We start from the raw sequence: 18,294 nt of genomic DNA, 5'->3' as shown, positions 1-18,294 counted from the left end.
TATTTCTTCTAATAAATGGTTACTAAAAACTTGCACTCACACTAAACGATAGTGTACGAGCATAGGGGTAGTCGATTCCACGCTCAATGCGAACGGTACTCAATCGTCCTAAGTCGTTTAGATTACAGGTCGCCATTAAACTTTTGAATGGTGACTTGGTTACAAAGCCCATTCTTGTAAAATTGTACGACAGACTCACCGATGAAAAAATAAACTCATTGTAATCTTGCACAAAACGTGAGGTCGGGCGCGTAGCAGTGGAGCTCAATTCGGTAATTCCTTTGAACAAGGAAACATCACCCGGTTGCTTCCAACGATCTTCCAATGCACGAATATCCACGTTGTAATTAAAGTCTGCATCGTCCACTAAGCTCACCAAAGAAGAGTTGTACATCTGTCCGCCCCAACGATAGGTGAAGGCAAAATTCACACTCAGATCCTTGTACTGTACATTTGCTCCAAACGTTCCGTTGTATAGCGGTTGCGTGTCGCCCAATACTTCTTGATCTTCTGCAGCCCATTGGTACGTCATGGTGCCATCGCGCTTTAAGAATATTTCCTGACCATTAGATGGGTCAATACCCAAAGATCGTACGGCCCATATCGCTGACATGGAACGACCGACTTCATAACGTCGTGCTGGCCGCTGTCTATCGCCTTTTGGAGCGAGAGCTTGGCCGTCGCCTCCTATCTCATCATATTTATCGCTATTCAGATTATTCAATGCTTCTAAGGAACTTGAAATACGACGAATCTTATTGGTATTGTGTGCTACATTTCCGAAAATATTCACATTCAAACCTCGGCCTGTATCTTTTATCAAACGGTAATTCAAGGTCGCTTGGAATCCCTTGTTCTGTACATCGCCAATATTCTCTGCATAATCGGAGAAGCCTAGCGAAGGTGCAATCTCCAGACTCAACAACAGGTTGTTGGTATTCTTGATGTAATAGTCGAAACTAGCATTGAAGCGATTTAAAAATCCAAACTCGGCGCGGTAATTCGTCTCTGCTACTTTTTGCCATTGCAAGTTAGGATTGGCCAGAGCCATCAGCTCCAAACCCATGTCGCCATTGTACGTTCTGTCTAATATATAATTGTAAGTGGCTAATGCTTGATACGCGTTTTGTCCTGGAGGCGTTCCTGTTACGCCCGTATTACCTGTGATGCGGAACAAATCGACCCAACCGAGGTTTCGCACAAATTCTTCTTCGTGCAAATTCCACCCTGCACCTACTGACCAGAAATTACCCCATTTAGCATTACGGCCATATTGCGAGGAAGCATTTCGGCGAAACGAAGCGTCCAACAAAAATCTTCTATCCAACACGTAGTTGAGGGCAGCAGTAGCGGCAGCAACACGCACGGTATTCTCCGTGCCCAGTGCTTTTGTTCCTTCTTGGTATTGCTTACCCATCGAGATATTATTCAACTCATCATTAGGAAAACCGACCATGCTCATCCCATTCATCTCGGTAACGTTTTCGTTAGCGGTCAAAATACCATTGAAGTAGAACTCATGTTTTCCAATTACTTTATTGTAAATCGCACTTAAGTCTACGGTATATGCTTTTTGAAAAGCATTGGTTATTCTATATGTTCCTCGATTTAGATACTCCGCACTCGTCGGTGAAACATTCAAGTAATCGGTATGTAAAGCAGAGCGGAAAAAGTCGGTTGCCGTATTTTGTTGGTTGTATCCTACACGCGCATTGAACCTCAAATTATCATTTTGCCTATAGTCCACCTGAAAGTTTTCGGTAATGGTCGTATAGTTACTTCCATCCTTAGAATTTAGCGTGCCGTTGTACAATGGATTTCCTACGATCAGGCTAGAAGCGCCAGTACCAATAGTATATGATTTAATAAGATTACCATTATCATCATGCACACGCCAATACGGATTCATCCGTACATAATCGCGGAAGGTGCCGTACGGGCTATTATGAGAAAAGTTACGATCAACCGTTAAGTTGTTGGTGGCAGAAAGTTTCCCTTTTCTGTAAACTAGCACAGACTGACCGGTGTAGTTGTCACGATCCGATCCGATCATCACGCCCTTAACATTATTGTAACCCAGATTGACCGAATATTGCAGGCTCTCTTCACCGCCATCAAGCGTTACCGAATGACGTTGACCTATACCATTTTGCAGTGGTTGCGAAAGCCAATAGGTATCGACTCCGTCCAACGCTGCTTTGAGATTTTGAGAATATACTTTGGTAAGCGCTGCTTGCGTTTCTGGATTCGCAGAGAAGTATTTACCCGCTAACACCTCGGCTTGTACTTTTTCGTGGCTGTTGGTCATCCGGTAGCTATTCAAGTCTGGCGCTTGAATATTTAAGCTGGCATTGTATGAAATACGCATTTGCCCAACCTGTGGTCGCAATGTTTCAATAACCACCACGCCATTACCCGCTTTGGCACCCCACATCGCTTTCGCGGCAGCATCTTTTAATATCGTGACACTTTTAATAAAGTTGATATTCAAGTCAAATACCCGCTGTATAGTCGACTCAAAACCATCCACAATAAAGAGTGGTTGATTGGCAATGTTGCTGTACTCTGTACGTAAATCCTCGGAAAAGCCGGTTTGTCCGCGCAACTGAATATCTGGAATCATGTTGGGATTAGAGCCAAAATCATTATTAGCTAGCATTTGAAAAGCAGGATCCAAAATGGCCAACGCAGACAATACGTTTTGATTGGTCACTTCTTTGATCTGTTTCTGATTAAAAGTCGACGTACTTCCAGTAAATGTCCCCGCTTTACGCTCAAACATACCTGTATTGATGACGACCTCTTCTAACACATTATCTTGCTTTTGTAACACGATATCTCCCATTTTTCCATCGCCGATGGCCACGATACGGGTTACAAAACCTAAATATTTAAATTCAATTTGAGTACCACCTTCTGGTGGAATGATGCGGAAACTACCCGCTTCGGATGTCGTTCCTCCATAACGTGTACCGACCACCCAGAACGTAACTTTAGGAAGTGGATTTCCCTCTTGATCCACGACGCGACCAGTTACTTCTTTTTCTTGATTGGAGTTATCAAGAGCTGATCTTTCTTTTTCTTGTCGATGTATTGCGTACAACGTATTATTGACCTTTGATACGGTGATATCCTTGCCTTCAAAAGCACGCTCTAAAACCGCTACGACATCTTCATTGGTCGCACGCACCGAAACTTCGATATTCTGATCAAATAAATCATCACTATACACAAAGCGCACTTTGGACTTCTGCTCCATATCATGTAAGAATGTATGTAGAGAAGTATTCCGGTAATTCACCGAAACCTTGTTTTGAGCAATGGCATTGGCCGCTGCACTCAGTGTGCCGATGCATACCAATAATAGCGTCAGTTTCATATATATTAAAACTTTAGGGCAAACAGAAGTCTGGTTAAAGCGATTCTGCTTTAAAAAATTATTCATAGATTTAGAATGGATTTAATAGTTAATCAATAGAGAGGTACGGACGCCAATCTTAAAACCTCTCGATTACTAAAACCGGTAGTGTACAGAATTGTCTTGACAGTTTCTGTGCACTACTAATTAGTTGAGTTAGTAGATTACAATGATACTGCCCTCCTTCCTATACGAAAATGGTTTCACCATAATGAGTGCACGCAACATTTCATCAATACCCTCTTTCTCAAATGTGGCTGAATATCGATTATTGGCGATTTCATCATTCTCAATTTTTATCTCTACGCCATATCTTCTTTTCATCTCTCTACCGATATCTTGTAGCGGCATCGAGACAAAAGCAAATTTGCCCTCTTTCCATGCGACATCGACCGGACTGGATAGATCATCGTCTTCTAGAAAATCAAGTGTTTGAATAGCGATCTTTGGCATGCTCGTCTTGTTCTTATTCGAATTTAAATGCTCCTTTTTCACCACAATTTTTTCATGTGGTCTAAGGGTACTGAGTAACTTGCCATCGTCAGCCTTCAACACCTCTACTTTCCCGTGTATCAGTGAGGTCTCTACAGCAGGGTCTTCTTGATATGCTTTCACATTAAATGCAGTGCCCAACACGCGAATTTTGACCTGTGGGGTGGACACGATAAAAGGATGCAAACTGTCTGACTGAACTTCGAAAAATCCTTCTCCCGAAAATGTAACCTGACGCGAATCGCCCGTAAATGCAACGGGATAGCTCACCGAACTATTTACATTCAAAGTCACCGTCGATCCATCTGGAAGCACAATCTCTTTCGTTTCCTTGTCGGTCGACACGACGATCATATCTTCTTTATTGATGACAAAGACATAGGTCATCCACGAAAAAACGCCGATCAAAAGTAGGGATGCTGCAATCCGCATATAAAATGATAAGGATCTACCTGTTCTAGATTTGCTTGCGTATTGGTTTTCTTGGATTCGAGCAAAAAGTTCCGCTTTTACGACAGATTCTTCGCCCATGGAAGACGCATCCCAAGCAGAAGACCATTGGTAGCTATTATAATAGTCCATGAGTTCTTGCCGCTCGTCAGCAGATAGTTGACCACTATTGAGTTTGTCTACCAGTTGATGTAGGTGATTGCGATCCATCTTTTCTTAATTGTACGGTTAATCAGGCACGAGGTTTTATTACCCCCTTTTATATGTATGTAACGCTAATGCGAGCTAACCCCCAAAGGAAAATGAAAAATTTATTAAAAAAACATTAAAACAGTGTTAATACGTGAAAGATTGATCCGGAAGAATGGAATTCTATCAATCACTATAGATAATAGGAGGAAGCTAGGATCGGTAAAAAAGCAAGGGAAGGAGGTACGCTAAATCCTTTAAGGAAATGCGAAGTTTTTTTTGCGCAATAGAAATTTGGTTTTCTACGGACTTGACGGATATCGCTAATTTGACGGCGATATCGTGATGGGATAAGCGGTCAATACGGCTTAATATAAAAATCTCTCGACAGCGCGGAGGCAGTTGTTCTATGCCTTCAAGCATGCGACGATGCAGATCCTCCTTGACTAATTTTAGCTCTCCGATATTCTGTGTGAGTTCTTCCACGATATACAGGTTTTCAAAGCGCGTACGCACTTTGCCCGATCTTAAAATATTAAAAACTTGGTACCGAACAGCAGAGAATAGCCAAGCATTGAGGTTTAGAATGGCCAATGATTCTGCATTATTCCATAAGCTGCTAAAGACCTCTTGAACGACATCTTCGGATTGCTCTTTATTGCGAAGCACGTTAAACGCAGAAATATACAAGCTTGACCAATACAGATCGTAGACTTTTTCGAAAATAGCCTTATCGCGGTTTTTTAAACCTACGATGTAATATTGATCAATATGTTTGGAGCGCTCTTCCATTTTGCACTTCTGCGTGAGGCAATATAGTTCTTCGCAAATATAATTTTTTAAAACTTTAGAAGTAGGTTGTTAAGAAGATCGTTGCTGTAGCGTGAGAATTTGTGGTGGTTCTTTAAGGTTTTGAACTTTTCGGGACCCCATAAACGACAAAAGCTACAAATCGTTGATTTGTAGCTTTCGATCATTTTTTAGTAGCCCGTAGGGGAATCGAACCCCTGTTTCCAGAATGAAAATCTGGCGTCCTAACCCCTAGACGAACGGGCCGATTTTCTGTTTCGGTGTGCAAATATAGAATTATATCCCTACAGATCAAAATTATTTTTAAAAAATTGCAGCGACCTTTTAAAAAAGCTATTTTAGACCAACGTAATATCCATCCCATGAAAAAAATAGGCCTATCACTTTCCGCTTATCTTGTTGCCCTGAGTATCGGATACGCTCAACAACCTTATTCTTTAAGTTGGCGAGTTTCACCAAATGACACTACCGGTAAGCAGTTTGATATTGTATTAAAAAACAACCAAAACGAAGCGCTGGATCTAGGTACATATGATCTTTGGTTCAATTCCAACTATCATCTTAAGAAACAAGAACAAGCTAAATATAAAATATCTGACGAGAATGGGAATCTATATCGCGTCAACTTTAAGGAAGCCATACGTCTGACGAATCGCGACTCATTGCTCTTAACGTACAAGACGGATTTTCCGATTACACATACCTCTATATCGCCCAATGGATTTTACCTGCAATCACGAAAAGATCCAAGTCAGGTGATCGCTTTACCGAATCCAGAGATCGCTGCGCCGCAATTATCGGCAGAGAAGCACGTCAAAATGCTGGCTGACTTGTACGATAAAAACGCGTTATTTCAAGGTACGAATACACAGCTAATCTTGCCTACTCCGCAATCTCTAACCACATCAGCAGGTCAATACGAACTAAAAAAAGGTTTCTCTTATTATATCGATGCTACGATAGCACAAGAGCTATCTACCGTATTAAATGAAGTAGCTCAAGATTTTTCTACGTGGAGTCTTAAAAACGTTGATCAACCAAACAATGCACAATTAGCGATTGAAAAGGTCGAAGGATTAGCTGAAGATGCCTATCAGCTTTCGGTAGATGCCAAAGGCGTTCGCCTGCAGGCTAGCCATGCCAAAGGGGCATTTTATGGACTGCAATCTTTGTTATCCTTATTTCCACCCAATTTTCAAGCAAGCCAATCGATCTCGCTCCCAATTGTACAAGTAAAAGATGCTCCGCGCTATGCTTACCGTGGTTTGATGTTGGATATTTCGCGCAATTTCAAAGATCTACAAACACTTAAAAAATATGTGGATGTGATGGCGCGGTACAAGTTAAACAAACTGCACTTGCACTTTATTGACGACGAAGGATGGCGTTTGGAAATCCCTTCATTACCTGAGTTGACTGCAATCGGAGCCAATAGAACTCCGCAATATGCAGATGGATCTGGCATTCAGCCATCGTACGGCTCAGGTGCCACGGTAAAAGAGAAACAATACTTATCGAAAGAGGAGTTTAAAGAATTATTGCGCTACGCGAATGAACGCTTTGTCACCGTGATTCCCGAAGTGGAGACGCCAGGACATGCTCGCGCCGCAGTGAAAGCCATGGAAGCTCGCTACCATCGCTTATTGAAAGCCGGACAAAAAGAAGAAGCCGAACGGTTCTTAATGAATGATTTTCAGGACACATCGACCTACTATTCTGCTCAATTTTGGCAAGATAACGTGATGAATCCAGCCATGCCTGGCACCTATCGCTTCATTGCGCACATCATGGACGAGATTAAAGCTATCTATGCAGAAGCAGGCATACCATTAAAAGTTATTTCTATCGGCGGTGATGAACTGCCAACCGGATCTTGGGAAGGATCACCACTAGTGCAAGCTTTAATGAAAGAGCAAGGTTATTCTTCGGTACACGAAGTGTGGACGTATTACATAGATCGCGTACATAAGATCCTGAAAGAAAAAGAGCTGACTATGGCCGGATGGGAAGAAGTGGGCATGGTGAATCGAGGCAAAGGCATGGAAGTAAATGAAGCTTTTGCCGATCGTGGATTTTTGCTCGATGTGTGGAATAATACCATCGGCGGTGGCCAAGAAGATTTGGCTTATAAACTAGCGAACGCCGGGCATAATACGGTATTCGTAAGTGCGAGCAACTTTTATTTTGATATGGCTTGGGACAATCGCTTTGAAGAGCCTGGTTTGACTTGGGCTTCTAAAACAGATTTATACCATGCGTATTCATTACTTCCAGAAAGTTACTTTGCCAATATCGAATATACAGATCGTGGCAAGCCACTAGGCAAAAAACATTTTGAAGACAAAACAAGACTGACAGCAGCAGGTGCAAAACACCTGAAAGGGTTGAAAGGCGCTTTGTGGGCAGAAACCGTGTTGGATAATGATGCCATGGATTACATGATCTTCCCGCGTTTCTTTGCTTTGGCAGAACGTGCGTGGGCACCAGCGAGCGAATGGGAAAGCGAAGCTAACTTCGATAAAAAAGCATTTGATCAAACGTATGCCGGATTTATTGACAAGATCGGTAAACAGGAGCTACCAAAATTGCGCAGCTTTGCCGGCGGATTTCACTATCGCCTACCCGCTGTAGGACTCAAAGCAAAAGATGGAAAAGTATGGGCGAATGCCGAATATCCGGGTTTTCCAATCCATTATACCGCAGGCTCTGACACAAATGCAAAGCCATTTCCAGCAGGAGGTTTATCTTTAAAAGCGGGTGAAAAAATTCAGGTATTTACCATCGATGTAGACGGTCGTAAAGGTCGTGTGAGTCATTACACGAAGTAAAAATGAGAAAATAAAAATTCCCCACATCTTTTAAGCAAGATGTGGGGAATTTTTATTTACGGACGATAGCCACAGTCAAACGAGACACACAAGTCAATTTGCCTTTGCTATCTCTGATTTTGATATCCCATACGTGCGTTTTGCCGCCAATATGCAACGGCGTACAGGTTGCAATGACCTCACCAGATAACACCGGACGTAAGTGATTGGCATTTACTTCCAAACCCACGCCTACATATTTTTCTGGATCTACAATGAGGTTCGTCGCTACACTACCGACCGACTCAGCCAGCACGACAGAAGCGCCACCGTGCAACAACCCATACGGCTGCTTCACTCTATCAGTGATCGGCATGCGCGCTACAAGCGCATCTTCACGAATTTCTATCACCTCTATGCCTAGAAAGCCACTCATATTCTTGCCGAAAAGCTCATTGAGTTCAGCGATACTGTATTCCTTAAACCACATGCAGTTGCTTTTGATTATTATTGTTATTGTTGTCTTTGAGATAGCGACTGCCCAAAATGGTCATGTGATGATTCATGTGGCCAGCAATAATGTAAATAAACGCCTCTACACTAATCAAGCGATCAGATGCCATGCCTTTGCGACTCAACTCCGTTTCATTAAATGTTTTAAACAATAGAATGTTGGCTTGTCGTAAAGCCATAAACTCCTCAATAATGCTTTCAAAAGACCGTTCATTATGTCGACCATTGGCCACAAACTCATCTTGCTCAAAAGAGGCTAAGGCTGTCATGTCATTGCGCGCGAAACGCAAGGCACGATACGCCATAATGCGTTCGGCATCTAAAAGATGACAAAGTACTTCCTTTACCGTCCATTTGCCTTCGGCATAAGCATAAGTACCTAACTCCTCGGGAATGCTACGCACAAACTCTGGAAAAGAGTTCAATTTTTCTGCGAGTTCATTCATAACCGGTTCGGTTACACTATCGATATACTCCTTGTAAATCGCCGGATAATCATCCGATTTGAGTTGGTTCATATCTCAAATTACTTTTTAAAATTATTCTGAATGTGGTACCCTTGCCCACCTCGGATTCCTTCACAAATATCTGGCCACGATGTAGTTTCACCATTCTTTTGGTCAAACTCAAGCCTAAGCCCCAGCCACGTTTCCTTGTGGTGAAACCAGGCAGAAAAATTGTTTCCCAATTCGATCTTGGCACACCACGCCCCGTGTCGCTCACATCCATGAAGATTTCTTCTTTAGCGATATTTTCATGAATGGAGATGTGCACCTTGCCTTCCGATTCGATCGCATTCACCGCGTTTTTCAAGAGATTCTCCACAATCCAATCAAACAGCTGTACATTGAGCATGGCTTCCACATGTTGATCACCTTCCAGTTCAAAAGAAATACGGCCACTGGTACGCACGCGAAAGTAATCCATGTACTCTTTGACCACATGATAAATATTGTGATTGGAAAGATGCGGATCGGAACCAATTTTTGAGAAGCGATCGGCTACCACTTCCAGCCGATATACATCGCGCTCCATCTCGTCAAACAACGTACTGTCTTCTGTATCAAAGGTTGCTCGAGCCAGCTCCAGCCAACCCATTAAAGAGGAAATCGGCGTACCGAGCTGATGTGCAGCCTCTTTGGCCATTCCGACCCATACTAAGTTTTCTTCCGAGCGTTTGATAGAATTGAATACGGTATATGCAATAATCAAGAATATCGCGATTAAAGACAATTGTATGTATGGAAAGATCCGAAGTTGCCGCAGGGCATCCGAATCTTTATAATACACAAACCATTTCTGTCCTGCCGTTTCCAACTCAATGATAATGGGCGCATGTCGGCGCTGCATTTCGGCGAGCTCTTTTGCAAAATAGCCCGGATCATACACCAGCTTGGATGACAAGGTGTCACTTGCTTCTGTCTGAATATTTGTCCGTGTACTGTCTAAATCACGCCAAAAGATTATATCTCCTGTGTCATCTGTAATGATTGCTGGCAAAGAAAGACTATCACGTACCGCGTAAATAAAACTGATAAATTCGTCATTCACATCTGGCAAGGAAACGATTGTTCGCGTACTCATGGCCCACACTTCGGCCTTAGTGCGCTCAGATTTTGACAGACTTTTGGTCAGATAATTCGTGTATAGCAGGGATGCTGCCGCAATCATAGCTGCAAATAAAAACAGAAATAACTTCCAATGTTGTCGATGGTGACGGTACGGATTTCGTTGCATAGTTTTCTAAATCGCTTTACAAAATAGGCATTTTCTAATTAGCAGGAGGCCATTTACGCTGTCACGATCGGGAAATAATATGTAGTTTTGTGGTTATGAGTTTGGAAAAGAAAGTTCGGGTGCGCTTTGCGCCCAGCCCTACAGGCGGTTTGCATCTGGGCGGTGTACGTACCGCATTGTTCAATTATCTATTTGCAAAACATCACAAAGGAGATTTCATTCTTCGTATCGAAGACACCGACCAGACGCGTTTTGTAGCTGGTGCAGAATCATACATCAACGAATGTCTAGCGTGGTGTGGTATCACACCAGACGAAAGTCCGGAGAAACCGGGCTCATTCGGACCATATCGCCAAAGCGAGCGCAAACCTTCATATCGTCAATATGCCGAGCAATTAATCGAAAAGGGACACGCTTATTACGCTTTCGACACGGCTGAAGAGCTGGACGAAGAGCGTAAACTGCAACCAAACTTTCGCTATAGCCACGAAAACCGCCTTGATTTGCGCAACTCCCTAAGCTTGGATGAAGCAGAAGTAGCGCGCTTATTGGCCGAAGGCCACCCACACACGATCCGCATCAAAATCCCTGCAGAAGGAACCGTTTCTTTCGAAGACATGATTCGCGGTCGTGTCGCTTTTGAAACTAGCTTAATCGATGATAAAGTACTTTTAAAAGCCGATGGCATGCCTACGTATCATCTAGCCGTGGTAGTGGACGACAAAGCGATGGAAATCTCCCACGTTTTCCGTGGCGAAGAATGGCTTCCATCTGCACCCGTACACATCTTGCTTTGGGAATATTTGGGATGGAAAGGAGAAATGCCACAATGGGCGCATTTGCCATTGATCTTAAAACCAGATGGCAACGGAAAACTTAGTAAACGCGATGGCGACCGTTTAGGATTCCCTGTATATGCGATGAATTGGACTGACCCTGCATCTGGGAATACGACGATAGGATTCCGCGAGAAAGGTTTCTTACCAGAAGCATTTGTCAATATGTTGGCGATGTTGGGATGGAATGATGGCACAGAAGAAGAATTCTTCACGTTGGAGCAGCTTATTGAAAAGTTCTCATTCGAGCGCATCAGCAAAGCGGGCGCAAAATTTGATTTTGAAAAAGCTAAATGGTTCAACAGAGAATGGATCCAACGCACACCAAATGAAGAGTTAGTTCCTCAAATCATAGCATTATTAGCCGAAAAAGGCATCAATGCGGAGGCAGATAAAGTAAATACAACCTTGGCGTTGGTAAAAGACCGGATGACCTTCGTTGCGGACTTCTGGGAACATGCTTCATATTTCTTTCAGGCGCCAGAATCCTTGGATACAGCTGCGGTAAAACCAAAATGGACACCTGAAAAGACAGCTTTCTTCGAAGAAGTAATTGCGCTTTTTGAGGAACAATCTGACTGGACGGCGAGTCATTTAGAAACTATATTTAAAGAGAAAATTGCACAATCTGGATTGAAAGTAGGAGAGTTGATGCTCCCGTTGCGCATCATGTTGGTAGGCGGAAAATTTGGTCCAGATGTCTTTGTGATTGTCGAAACCCTTGGCAAAGAGCAAGTGGCTAATCGTATCAAAAATGGCCTTGAAATCATACAAAACTAATCACTAATAAATCATCACTATGAAACTAAAAACCACGATGCTACAAGCAGCTTTGGTGACCGTGCTAGCATGGACTATGACTGCTTGCAACAACAATTCAACATCTCAAAACACTGCTGAAGAAACGGCAGACAGCAGCACATCGGTTGCAGCAAGTTATCCAGAAGAAGAATTAGGATGGAAACTGGGCGCACAAGCGTATACATTTCGTCTATTCTCTTTCGAAGAAGCATTGCAAAAGATCAAAGAAGCGGGATTACAACACGTAGAAATGTATCCTGGTCAAGATTTGACCAAAGGTAGTTCGGATAAAACTGGCCATCAACTATCTGCCGAAGGCCGCAAAAAAGCTAAAGAATTATTGTCTGAAAATGGCATCACCTTAAATGCTTACGGCGTAGTGGATGGAAAAGACGAAGCGGAATGGCGTCTGATCTTTGAATTCGCGAAAGAAATGGGCATCAGCGTGATCGTGTGTGAGCCAAAGGCAGAACATTTGGACATCTTATCTAAATTGTGCGATGAGCACAACATTAAAGTAGCCATTCATAATCACCCAGACCCTTCGACGTATTGGGATCCTACAACTGTATTAAGAGCGATTGAAGGCCGAAGTGACAAAATGGGTGCAGCGGCTGATGTCGGTCACTGGGAGCGCTCAGGATTGAATCCAGTAGAATCTTTGAAAAAACTAGAAGGAAAAGTATACCATATGCACTTCAAAGATCTAAATGTAGCTAACGATAAATCGGCGCACGATGTGCACTGGGGAACGGGTGTGATCGGCATGCCACAGATCATCGAAGAGCTGAAACGTCAGAACTTCAAAGGAATGATCTCTGCAGAATACGAACACAATTGGGAAAACAATGCTGGTGATGTTAAAACTAGTGTTGCCAATTTCAGAAAAGCACTGTAAGCGCTTCGCGCAGCTAATTAGAAAAAAGCGATCAAGACTCGGAGTCTTGATCGCTTTTTTAATATAACGTGTCGTAGAAATATTAGAAAACAATTGATCCTGCTGGCGTAATCAGCCTATCCAACGGCACATCCCAAGGATCTGCCGGAATAAGCTCATCTAATGGCTCGAAATACGAGATACCAACCTTATGTACATCCGATCGACAAGCTTGTAGAAAACGGTCATAATACCCTTTCCCGTAACCGATACGATTTCCTTCGTGGTCGCAAACCAATAAAGGAATCACCACCAAATCAATATCCGTAGGATTTACCCGATTCGTATTGGGGTGTAACACAAGTTCAGGAATCCCCCAAGCATTTTTCACCACCGATTCTGTATTCCAGATAAAATGTTCTAAAGTGCCATGCTTCAACTCAGATACTGAAACAACGATATGTATTTCAGGATGATATTGGCGTAGCCAATGAATGAATGGCATCGTATCGTACTCCTTCCACTTCGCAATAGGCAGGTAAATATGTACATACCTTACAGCGGAGAGGTCCAGACTTTTCAACCCTTCCAGCAATTGATCATCCAACGCTTGCCGTTCTGCTGGCAAAAGCGCCAGACGCTTATTCTTAAAACTGGCTCTCAGTTCGTCCTTCGTCATGTTTTCCATCCAGTTGGTTCTTTGTGCTGCCGCAATGGTTTGGCGACTTATCCCGTCTTTAAATCACAAACGCGGCCTTTGGATCTTACCAGAGGCCGCGTTTGTGCTATTGAAGGAATAGTAAACTCGTATAAATTATTTTACGCGTTCAATATAATCTCCTGTGCGAGTATCTACCTTTACGCGATCACCTTGGTTGATAAATAAAGGTACTCTGATCTCCACTCCAGTTTCTACCGTAGCACTTTTCAATGCATTGGTAGATGTATCTCCTTTTACAGCCGGCTCGGTGTACGTGATTTCTAGCTCAACCGTAGTTGGCGCTTGCGCCATAATCGGTTCTTCACTTTCGAAAGCTACAATAACGTTCATACCTTCTTTCAAGAAACGTGCACTACCTCCAAAAAGAGCTTTTGGCACATTGAATTGCTCGTAACTATCATTGTCCATGATCACGAAGAAATCGCCATCATCGTATAGGTATTGATAATCATTTGTTTCTACACGGGCAATCTCTACCTCCTCGTCAGTTCTGAAGCGGTATTCTACCAACTTACCAGTCTTCAAATTGCGCATTTTAGCTTGGTAAAATGCTCTTAGATTTCCGGGTGTACGGTGCAAAAATTCATCTACGCTTACCAACTCTCCGTTGAAACGCAATATATTTCCAGATTTTACGTCTGATGCTTTAGCCATAATAGTTTTTATTTCGGACTCAAAAATAGAAAAATCCGCGGTTATTTAAAAAGCTTGTAGTCTTGGATATGGAGATGTTCGTCACAAAAACTGTATTCCTTTGGCTGATTGGAGCCAACAATCAAGATTCTCTCGGCACCAATAGTCTGCTGCACAAGATCTAGATACCAGTTTTCACCCTGTACATCCAAGTTGCTGGTCGGCTCATCCAAAAAAACTAGATCGCTGGCCGAGCAGCAGGCCAACACCAACTTGAGACGTTGCTTCATCCCAGAAGAAAAGTGTTTGATATGCTTATCTCTGGCAGATTGTAATTGCGATAATTGCAATAGTGATTCTTTGTCGTAGCCCGGCAAATAGCTTTTGTGTTTGAAGTGAAAGTCAATCAATTCTGATAGGGTGAACTCTTCGATCACTTCCATATAAGGTGCTGCCATGCTGAGATGATTGTACACATCATCTACCAAGCAAATATCCGCCGAAGTGCGCTCATACTGTATCGTGCCTTCGCTGGCCGACAAACTACCTGTCAGCACTTTAATCAAGGTCGATTTCCCAGAACCATTTGGCCCCAGAATCGCATAGCTTTTTCCAGCAGAAAAGGTATAACTGAGGTGTCTAAATATCCACTCTCGGTTATACCTTCTTCCTATATCGTGCAGCGTGATCTTCAAGTCCGTGCAATTAGTGCTTTGCTGCTACAGACTAGCGCGTCCTTGGCCAAAACCTTTGACCACACCACGGTTTGAAGCTCGAACGAATCCGATGATTTCATCTCGAAGCTCTGTCGCTTCAAATTCAGTCTCTACAATATCCAAAGCTTTACCTAAGTTACTGTGCTTCACAAAAAGCACGCGGTAGATATTCTGAATTTCATTGATTTGCTCATTCGTGTAACCACGACGACGCAAACCGACAGAGTTAATTCCGGCATATGCGATTGGCTCGCGTGCCGCTTTGATATATGGAGGTACATCTTTACGCACCAACGTACCGCCAGTCACGAAAGCGTGCGATCCAATTTTACAGAATTGATGCACAGCAACCATTCCTGCCAAAACCACGTAATCGCCAACAGTAATATGCCCGGCAAGTGTGCTCGAATTAGAGAAAATACAATTGTCTCCCACAAAACAATCATGCGCGATGTGGCTATATGCTTGGATCAAACAGTTCTTACCAATCACCGTACGGTAACGATCTTTCGTACCTCTGTTGATGGTGACACATTCACGAATCGTGGTATTATCGCCGATTTCTGCGGTCGTCACTTCGCCTTCAAACTTTAAATCTTGGGGTTCACCCGAGATAATAGCTCCCGGGAAGATGCGGCAATTCTTTCCAATGCGCGCGCCATCCATGATCGTCACGTTAGAGCCGATCCACGTTCCTTCTCCAATCACTACATCTTTGTGTATGGTAGAGAAAGGTTCGATCACCACGTTGTGCGCTATTTGCGCTTCGGGGTGTATATATGATAATGGTTGTATCATCATGCTTAATTTATTCTTTTACTCGAACGATTTGCGCCATCAATTCCGCCTCGCTCGCTATCTTTTCGCCGACCATCCCAACTCCTTTCATGCGAGCAATGCCGCGACGTATCGGCTCTAGCAACTCACAGGTAAATATCACTGTATCGCCCGGGCGAACTGGGTTTTTGAACTTGGCATTTTCTATTTTCAAAAACAGTGTCAACCAGTTTTCTGGATCAGGCACTGTGTTGAGCACCAAGATACCACCCGTTTGTGCCATGGCTTCGATCTGCAATACGCCAGGAAATAATGGCGAACCTGGGAAATGCCCCATAAACAGATCTTCGTTCATCGTTACATTTTTCAAACCGACGACGTGTTGTTCAGATAGCTCTAAAACCTTGTCGATCATCAAAAACGGTTGACGATGTGGCAATATTTTCATGATTTGTACGGTATCGTATACCGGAGTCATGTTTAAATCATAGACTTTAACGTTTTTGCGCGAACGCTCTTTTTTCATTTGAGCTTTAATACGCTTCGCAAACGCGACATTGGCCGCATGACCAGGACGCGCCGCCATAATATGCCCTTTTATCGGCCGGCCTACCAAAGCCAAATCACCAATCATATCAAGCAATTTGTGGCGAGCAGGCTCATTTAAGTGCCGTAGCTGCACATTATTTAAAATGCCTTCGCTAGCCACTTCTACCTTCTTATTGAATACGTGCTCTAGCTTGACAAGCTCGCTTTCTTCAATTTCTTTGTCAACTATAACGATGGCATTGGACAAATCGCCACCTTTTACTAGATTTTGTTGTACGAGCATTTCTAGCTCGTGTAGGAAACAGAACGTTCTGGAGGAAGCTATCTCTTTTTCAAACTCCGAAATATGACTAATAGATGCGTGCTGACTACCAAGCACAGGCGAATTGAAATCGATCATACACGTTAGTCGGTAGCCATCCAATGGCATAGCCACGATTTCTACTTTCCGTTCGGGTTCGTTATAATGAATATTGCTACTTACTTCAAAATATTCGCGATCAGCATCTTGCTCTACAAAGCCAACCTCGCGCAGTTTAGCGACATAAATGTCTGCACTACCATCCAAGATCGGCACTTCAGGGCCGTCAATCTCGATCAAGATATTATCAAGCTGCAGACCGACTAAAGCAGACATCAAATGCTCTATCGTACTCACCGATCCGCCATTTTGCGCAATCGTAGTACCTCGTGAGGTGTCTGTTACATTGTCTGCATCTACATGTATCAATGGCTTGTCTTCCAAATCCACACGCTGGAATTTGTACCAGTGATTTTCCGGAGCAGGTTTGATACATATATTTACGTGATGTCCGGTGTGTAGTCCTACACCCGAAATATGCACGTCGGACTTGATAGTTCTTTGTTTTACATTCATATCTAGCATTATATTGACTCAAGTATGTATTAAATGTAGCTATTATTTTTCGCGAAGGCGTCTTTCCAGTTCGGCAATTCTCTTCTCCAACTCAGGCAATTTGGCATATAGTACCTGTGATCTGAGTTCCCCTTGATAAGGAAATGCCGGCGTACCCGCCCATTTTTTGTTTTCTTCGTTAATTGATCTATTTATTCCTGATTGCGCTTGCACTTGTGTGCCCTTAGCAATAGAGATATGGCCAACAATACCTACTTGACCACCAAGAATCACGTTTTCTCCGATCTTCGTGCTACCGGATATTCCCGTTTGTGCAGCCACCACTGTATTTTCACCCACTTCCACGTTGTGCGCGATTTGTACCAGATTATCCAATTTTACACCGCGGCGTAAGACTGTTTGTCCCAGTGTTGCACGATCCACCGTGGTATTACTTCCGATCTCCACACCATCCTCTATCACCACATTTCCGATCTGCGGAATCTTCTTATAAGACCCATCTTCTTGTGGTGCAAAACCAAAACCATCACTCCCAACCACAGATCCTGCATGTACGGTTACATTGTCGCCCAACACACAATCATGGTAGATCTTAGCTCCCGGATATATCGTACAATTATCGCCAATGCGTACATTATCGCCGACATATACTTGTGGATAGATTTTGACATTTTCCCCTAATACCGTTTGCGAACCGATGTAAGCAAAAGCGCCGACATAATATCCTTCTCCAAGCTGGGCAGAATCGTGTACAAAGCTGTATTCTTCTCGCCCCGATCTATCGAAACGCATTTGCTCATAGATCTTCAATAACTCGGCAAAAGCTTGATAAGCATCCTTAACACGAATCAAAGTTGGACTTACCGTACGCTGCGGATCCAACACTTGAGAGGCATTAACGATGACGATCGCCGCTTTACTATCGTAAAGATGTTGCTCATACTTCGGGTTAGAAAGGAAAGACAAGCTTTCGGAATCGCCTTCTTCAATCTTCGATAGGCGAGATACCGCCACTTCGGTATTTCCTTCTATTGTGCCCTGCAGTAATGTAGCAATTTGTTGAGCTGAAAATTTCATCGCGTGTAAAGGAC

15 protein-coding genes and 1 tRNA gene are annotated in these 18,294 nt (G+C 43.2%); 3 read left to right on the top strand and 13 right to left on the bottom strand.

Annotated features, from left to right (window positions below):
- Nucleotides 1–22: 22 nt before the first annotated feature.
- The 4 genes from DC487_RS08395 to DC487_RS08380 all read right to left on the bottom strand — a co-directional run bounded on the left by DC487_RS08395 (nt 23) and on the right by DC487_RS08380 (nt 5,605).
- Nucleotides 23–3,379 (bottom strand): SusC/RagA family TonB-linked outer membrane protein, encoded by a 3,357-nt coding sequence (locus DC487_RS08395; RefSeq protein WP_165799048.1) that lies wholly within the window; start codon nt 3,377–3,379, stop codon nt 23–25.
- A gap of 195 nt (nt 3,380–3,574) precedes the next feature.
- Nucleotides 3,575–4,570, bottom strand: coding sequence for a FecR family protein (locus tag DC487_RS08390; protein ID WP_116775502.1), 996 nt, complete (start codon nt 4,568–4,570; stop codon nt 3,575–3,577).
- 192 nt (nt 4,571–4,762) lie between these two features.
- Nucleotides 4,763–5,341: an RNA polymerase sigma factor gene (locus DC487_RS08385; protein WP_116775501.1), complete on the bottom strand. Its 579-nt coding sequence runs from the start codon at nt 5,339–5,341 to the stop codon at nt 4,763–4,765.
- Nucleotides 5,342–5,533: 192 nt separating this feature from the next.
- Nucleotides 5,534–5,605, bottom strand: a tRNA-Glu gene (locus tag DC487_RS08380).
- A gap of 116 nt (nt 5,606–5,721) precedes the next feature.
- Between DC487_RS08380 and DC487_RS08375 the strand changes: the two genes are divergently transcribed.
- Nucleotides 5,722–8,187 (top strand): family 20 glycosylhydrolase, encoded by a 2,466-nt coding sequence (locus DC487_RS08375; RefSeq protein WP_116775500.1) that lies wholly within the window; start codon nt 5,722–5,724, stop codon nt 8,185–8,187.
- Nucleotides 8,188–8,239: 52 nt separating this feature from the next.
- On the opposite strand, the gene DC487_RS08370 is transcribed toward DC487_RS08375, so the two are convergent.
- From DC487_RS08370 to DC487_RS08360, 3 genes are read right to left on the bottom strand one after another with little or no spacing between them, the layout of a single operon-like run.
- On the bottom strand, nt 8,240–8,656 hold the full coding sequence (locus tag DC487_RS08370) for a hotdog fold thioesterase (protein WP_116775499.1): 417 nt from the start codon (nt 8,654–8,656) through the stop codon (nt 8,240–8,242).
- On the bottom strand, nt 8,646–9,197 hold the full coding sequence (locus tag DC487_RS08365) for a DinB family protein (RefSeq protein WP_116775498.1): 552 nt from the start codon (nt 9,195–9,197) through the stop codon (nt 8,646–8,648). The genes DC487_RS08370 and DC487_RS08365 overlap by 11 nt, the downstream gene beginning before the upstream one ends.
- A complete protein-coding gene (locus DC487_RS08360; protein WP_116775497.1) occupies nt 9,175–10,416 on the bottom strand; it encodes a sensor histidine kinase in 1,242 nt (413 codons plus the stop codon). Before DC487_RS08360 ends, DC487_RS08365 begins: the two co-directional genes overlap by 23 nt.
- A 95-nt stretch (nt 10,417–10,511) precedes the next feature.
- Here DC487_RS08360 and gltX point away from each other — a divergent pair, with 95 nt between their 5' ends.
- Together gltX and DC487_RS08350 are read left to right on the top strand one after the other, a co-directional pair.
- Nucleotides 10,512–12,032 carry a glutamate--tRNA ligase gene (gene gltX, locus DC487_RS08355; RefSeq protein WP_116775496.1) on the top strand — a complete coding sequence of 507 codons (1,521 nt, stop codon included), beginning with the start codon at nt 10,512–10,514 and terminating at the stop codon, nt 12,030–12,032.
- A gap of 19 nt (nt 12,033–12,051) precedes the next feature.
- Nucleotides 12,052–12,951 carry a sugar phosphate isomerase/epimerase family protein gene (locus tag DC487_RS08350; RefSeq protein WP_239016344.1) on the top strand — a complete coding sequence of 300 codons (900 nt, stop codon included), beginning with the start codon at nt 12,052–12,054 and terminating at the stop codon, nt 12,949–12,951.
- An 82-nt stretch (nt 12,952–13,033) separates the two neighbouring features.
- On the opposite strand, the gene DC487_RS08345 is transcribed toward DC487_RS08350, so the two are convergent.
- The 6 genes from DC487_RS08345 to lpxD all read right to left on the bottom strand — a co-directional run bounded on the left by DC487_RS08345 (nt 13,034) and on the right by lpxD (nt 18,280).
- Nucleotides 13,034–13,618 (bottom strand): 5-formyltetrahydrofolate cyclo-ligase, encoded by a 585-nt coding sequence (locus DC487_RS08345; RefSeq protein WP_165799047.1) that lies wholly within the window; start codon nt 13,616–13,618, stop codon nt 13,034–13,036.
- 126 nt (nt 13,619–13,744) lie between these two features.
- Nucleotides 13,745–14,305 (bottom strand): elongation factor P, encoded by a 561-nt coding sequence (gene efp / locus DC487_RS08340; protein ID WP_116775495.1) that lies wholly within the window; start codon nt 14,303–14,305, stop codon nt 13,745–13,747.
- Nucleotides 14,306–14,346: 41 nt separating this feature from the next.
- Complete coding sequence (locus tag DC487_RS08335; protein WP_116775494.1) at nt 14,347–14,979, bottom strand: ABC transporter ATP-binding protein; 633 nt, start codon at nt 14,977–14,979, stop codon at nt 14,347–14,349.
- 24 nt (nt 14,980–15,003) lie between these two features.
- Nucleotides 15,004–15,798 carry an acyl-ACP--UDP-N-acetylglucosamine O-acyltransferase gene (gene lpxA / locus DC487_RS08330; protein WP_116775599.1) on the bottom strand — a complete coding sequence of 265 codons (795 nt, stop codon included), beginning with the start codon at nt 15,796–15,798 and terminating at the stop codon, nt 15,004–15,006.
- A 10-nt stretch (nt 15,799–15,808) separates the two neighbouring features.
- Entirely contained in the window at nt 15,809–17,203 is a 1,395-nt protein-coding gene (locus DC487_RS08325) for a bifunctional UDP-3-O-[3-hydroxymyristoyl] N-acetylglucosamine deacetylase/3-hydroxyacyl-ACP dehydratase (RefSeq protein ID WP_207774341.1), read from the bottom strand.
- Nucleotides 17,204–17,245: 42 nt separating this feature from the next.
- The gene (lpxD, locus tag DC487_RS08320; RefSeq protein WP_116775492.1) at nt 17,246–18,280 is read right to left on the bottom strand and encodes a UDP-3-O-(3-hydroxymyristoyl)glucosamine N-acyltransferase; all 1,035 of its coding nucleotides are present in this window, start codon (nt 18,278–18,280) and stop codon (nt 17,246–17,248) included.
- Nucleotides 18,281–18,294: the final 14 nt, after the last annotated feature.

Origin of the sequence: Sphingobacterium corticibacter (genome assembly GCF_003076635.1) — a bacterium.
Taxonomy (GTDB): domain Bacteria; phylum Bacteroidota; class Bacteroidia; order Sphingobacteriales; family Sphingobacteriaceae; genus Sphingobacterium; species Sphingobacterium corticibacter.
This window is presented reverse-complemented; position numbering and strand designations above follow the sequence as displayed.

Bases quoted from the DNA above. Each gene is read 5' to 3' on its own strand.
- DC487_RS08385 (WP_116775501.1), bottom strand. From the start codon at position 5,341: ATGGAAGAGCGCTCCAAACATATTGATCAATATTACATCGTAGGTTTA.
- DC487_RS08325 (WP_207774341.1), bottom strand. From the start codon at position 17,203: ATGAATGTAAAACAAAGAACTATCAAGTCCGACGTGCATATTTCGGGT.
- DC487_RS08345 (WP_165799047.1), bottom strand. From the start codon at position 13,618: ATGGAAAACATGACGAAGGACGAACTGAGAGCCAGTTTTAAGAATAAG.
- efp (WP_116775495.1), bottom strand. From the start codon at position 14,305: ATGGCTAAAGCATCAGACGTAAAATCTGGAAATATATTGCGTTTCAAC.
- DC487_RS08390 (WP_116775502.1), bottom strand. From the start codon at position 4,570: ATGGATCGCAATCACCTACATCAACTGGTAGACAAACTCAATAGTGGT.
- lpxD (WP_116775492.1), bottom strand. From the start codon at position 18,280: ATGAAATTTTCAGCTCAACAAATTGCTACATTACTGCAGGGCACAATA.
- lpxA (WP_116775599.1), bottom strand. From the start codon at position 15,798: ATGATACAACCATTATCATATATACACCCCGAAGCGCAAATAGCGCAC.
- DC487_RS08360 (WP_116775497.1), bottom strand. From the start codon at position 10,416: ATGCAACGAAATCCGTACCGTCACCATCGACAACATTGGAAGTTATTT.
- DC487_RS08350 (WP_239016344.1), top strand. From the start codon at position 12,052: ATGAAACTAAAAACCACGATGCTACAAGCAGCTTTGGTGACCGTGCTA.
- DC487_RS08365 (WP_116775498.1), bottom strand. From the start codon at position 9,197: ATGAACCAACTCAAATCGGATGATTATCCGGCGATTTACAAGGAGTAT.
- gltX (WP_116775496.1), top strand. From the start codon at position 10,512: ATGAGTTTGGAAAAGAAAGTTCGGGTGCGCTTTGCGCCCAGCCCTACA.
- DC487_RS08395 (WP_165799048.1), bottom strand. From the start codon at position 3,379: ATGAAACTGACGCTATTATTGGTATGCATCGGCACACTGAGTGCAGCG.
- DC487_RS08370 (WP_116775499.1), bottom strand. From the start codon at position 8,656: ATGTGGTTTAAGGAATACAGTATCGCTGAACTCAATGAGCTTTTCGGC.
- DC487_RS08375 (WP_116775500.1), top strand. From the start codon at position 5,722: ATGAAAAAAATAGGCCTATCACTTTCCGCTTATCTTGTTGCCCTGAGT.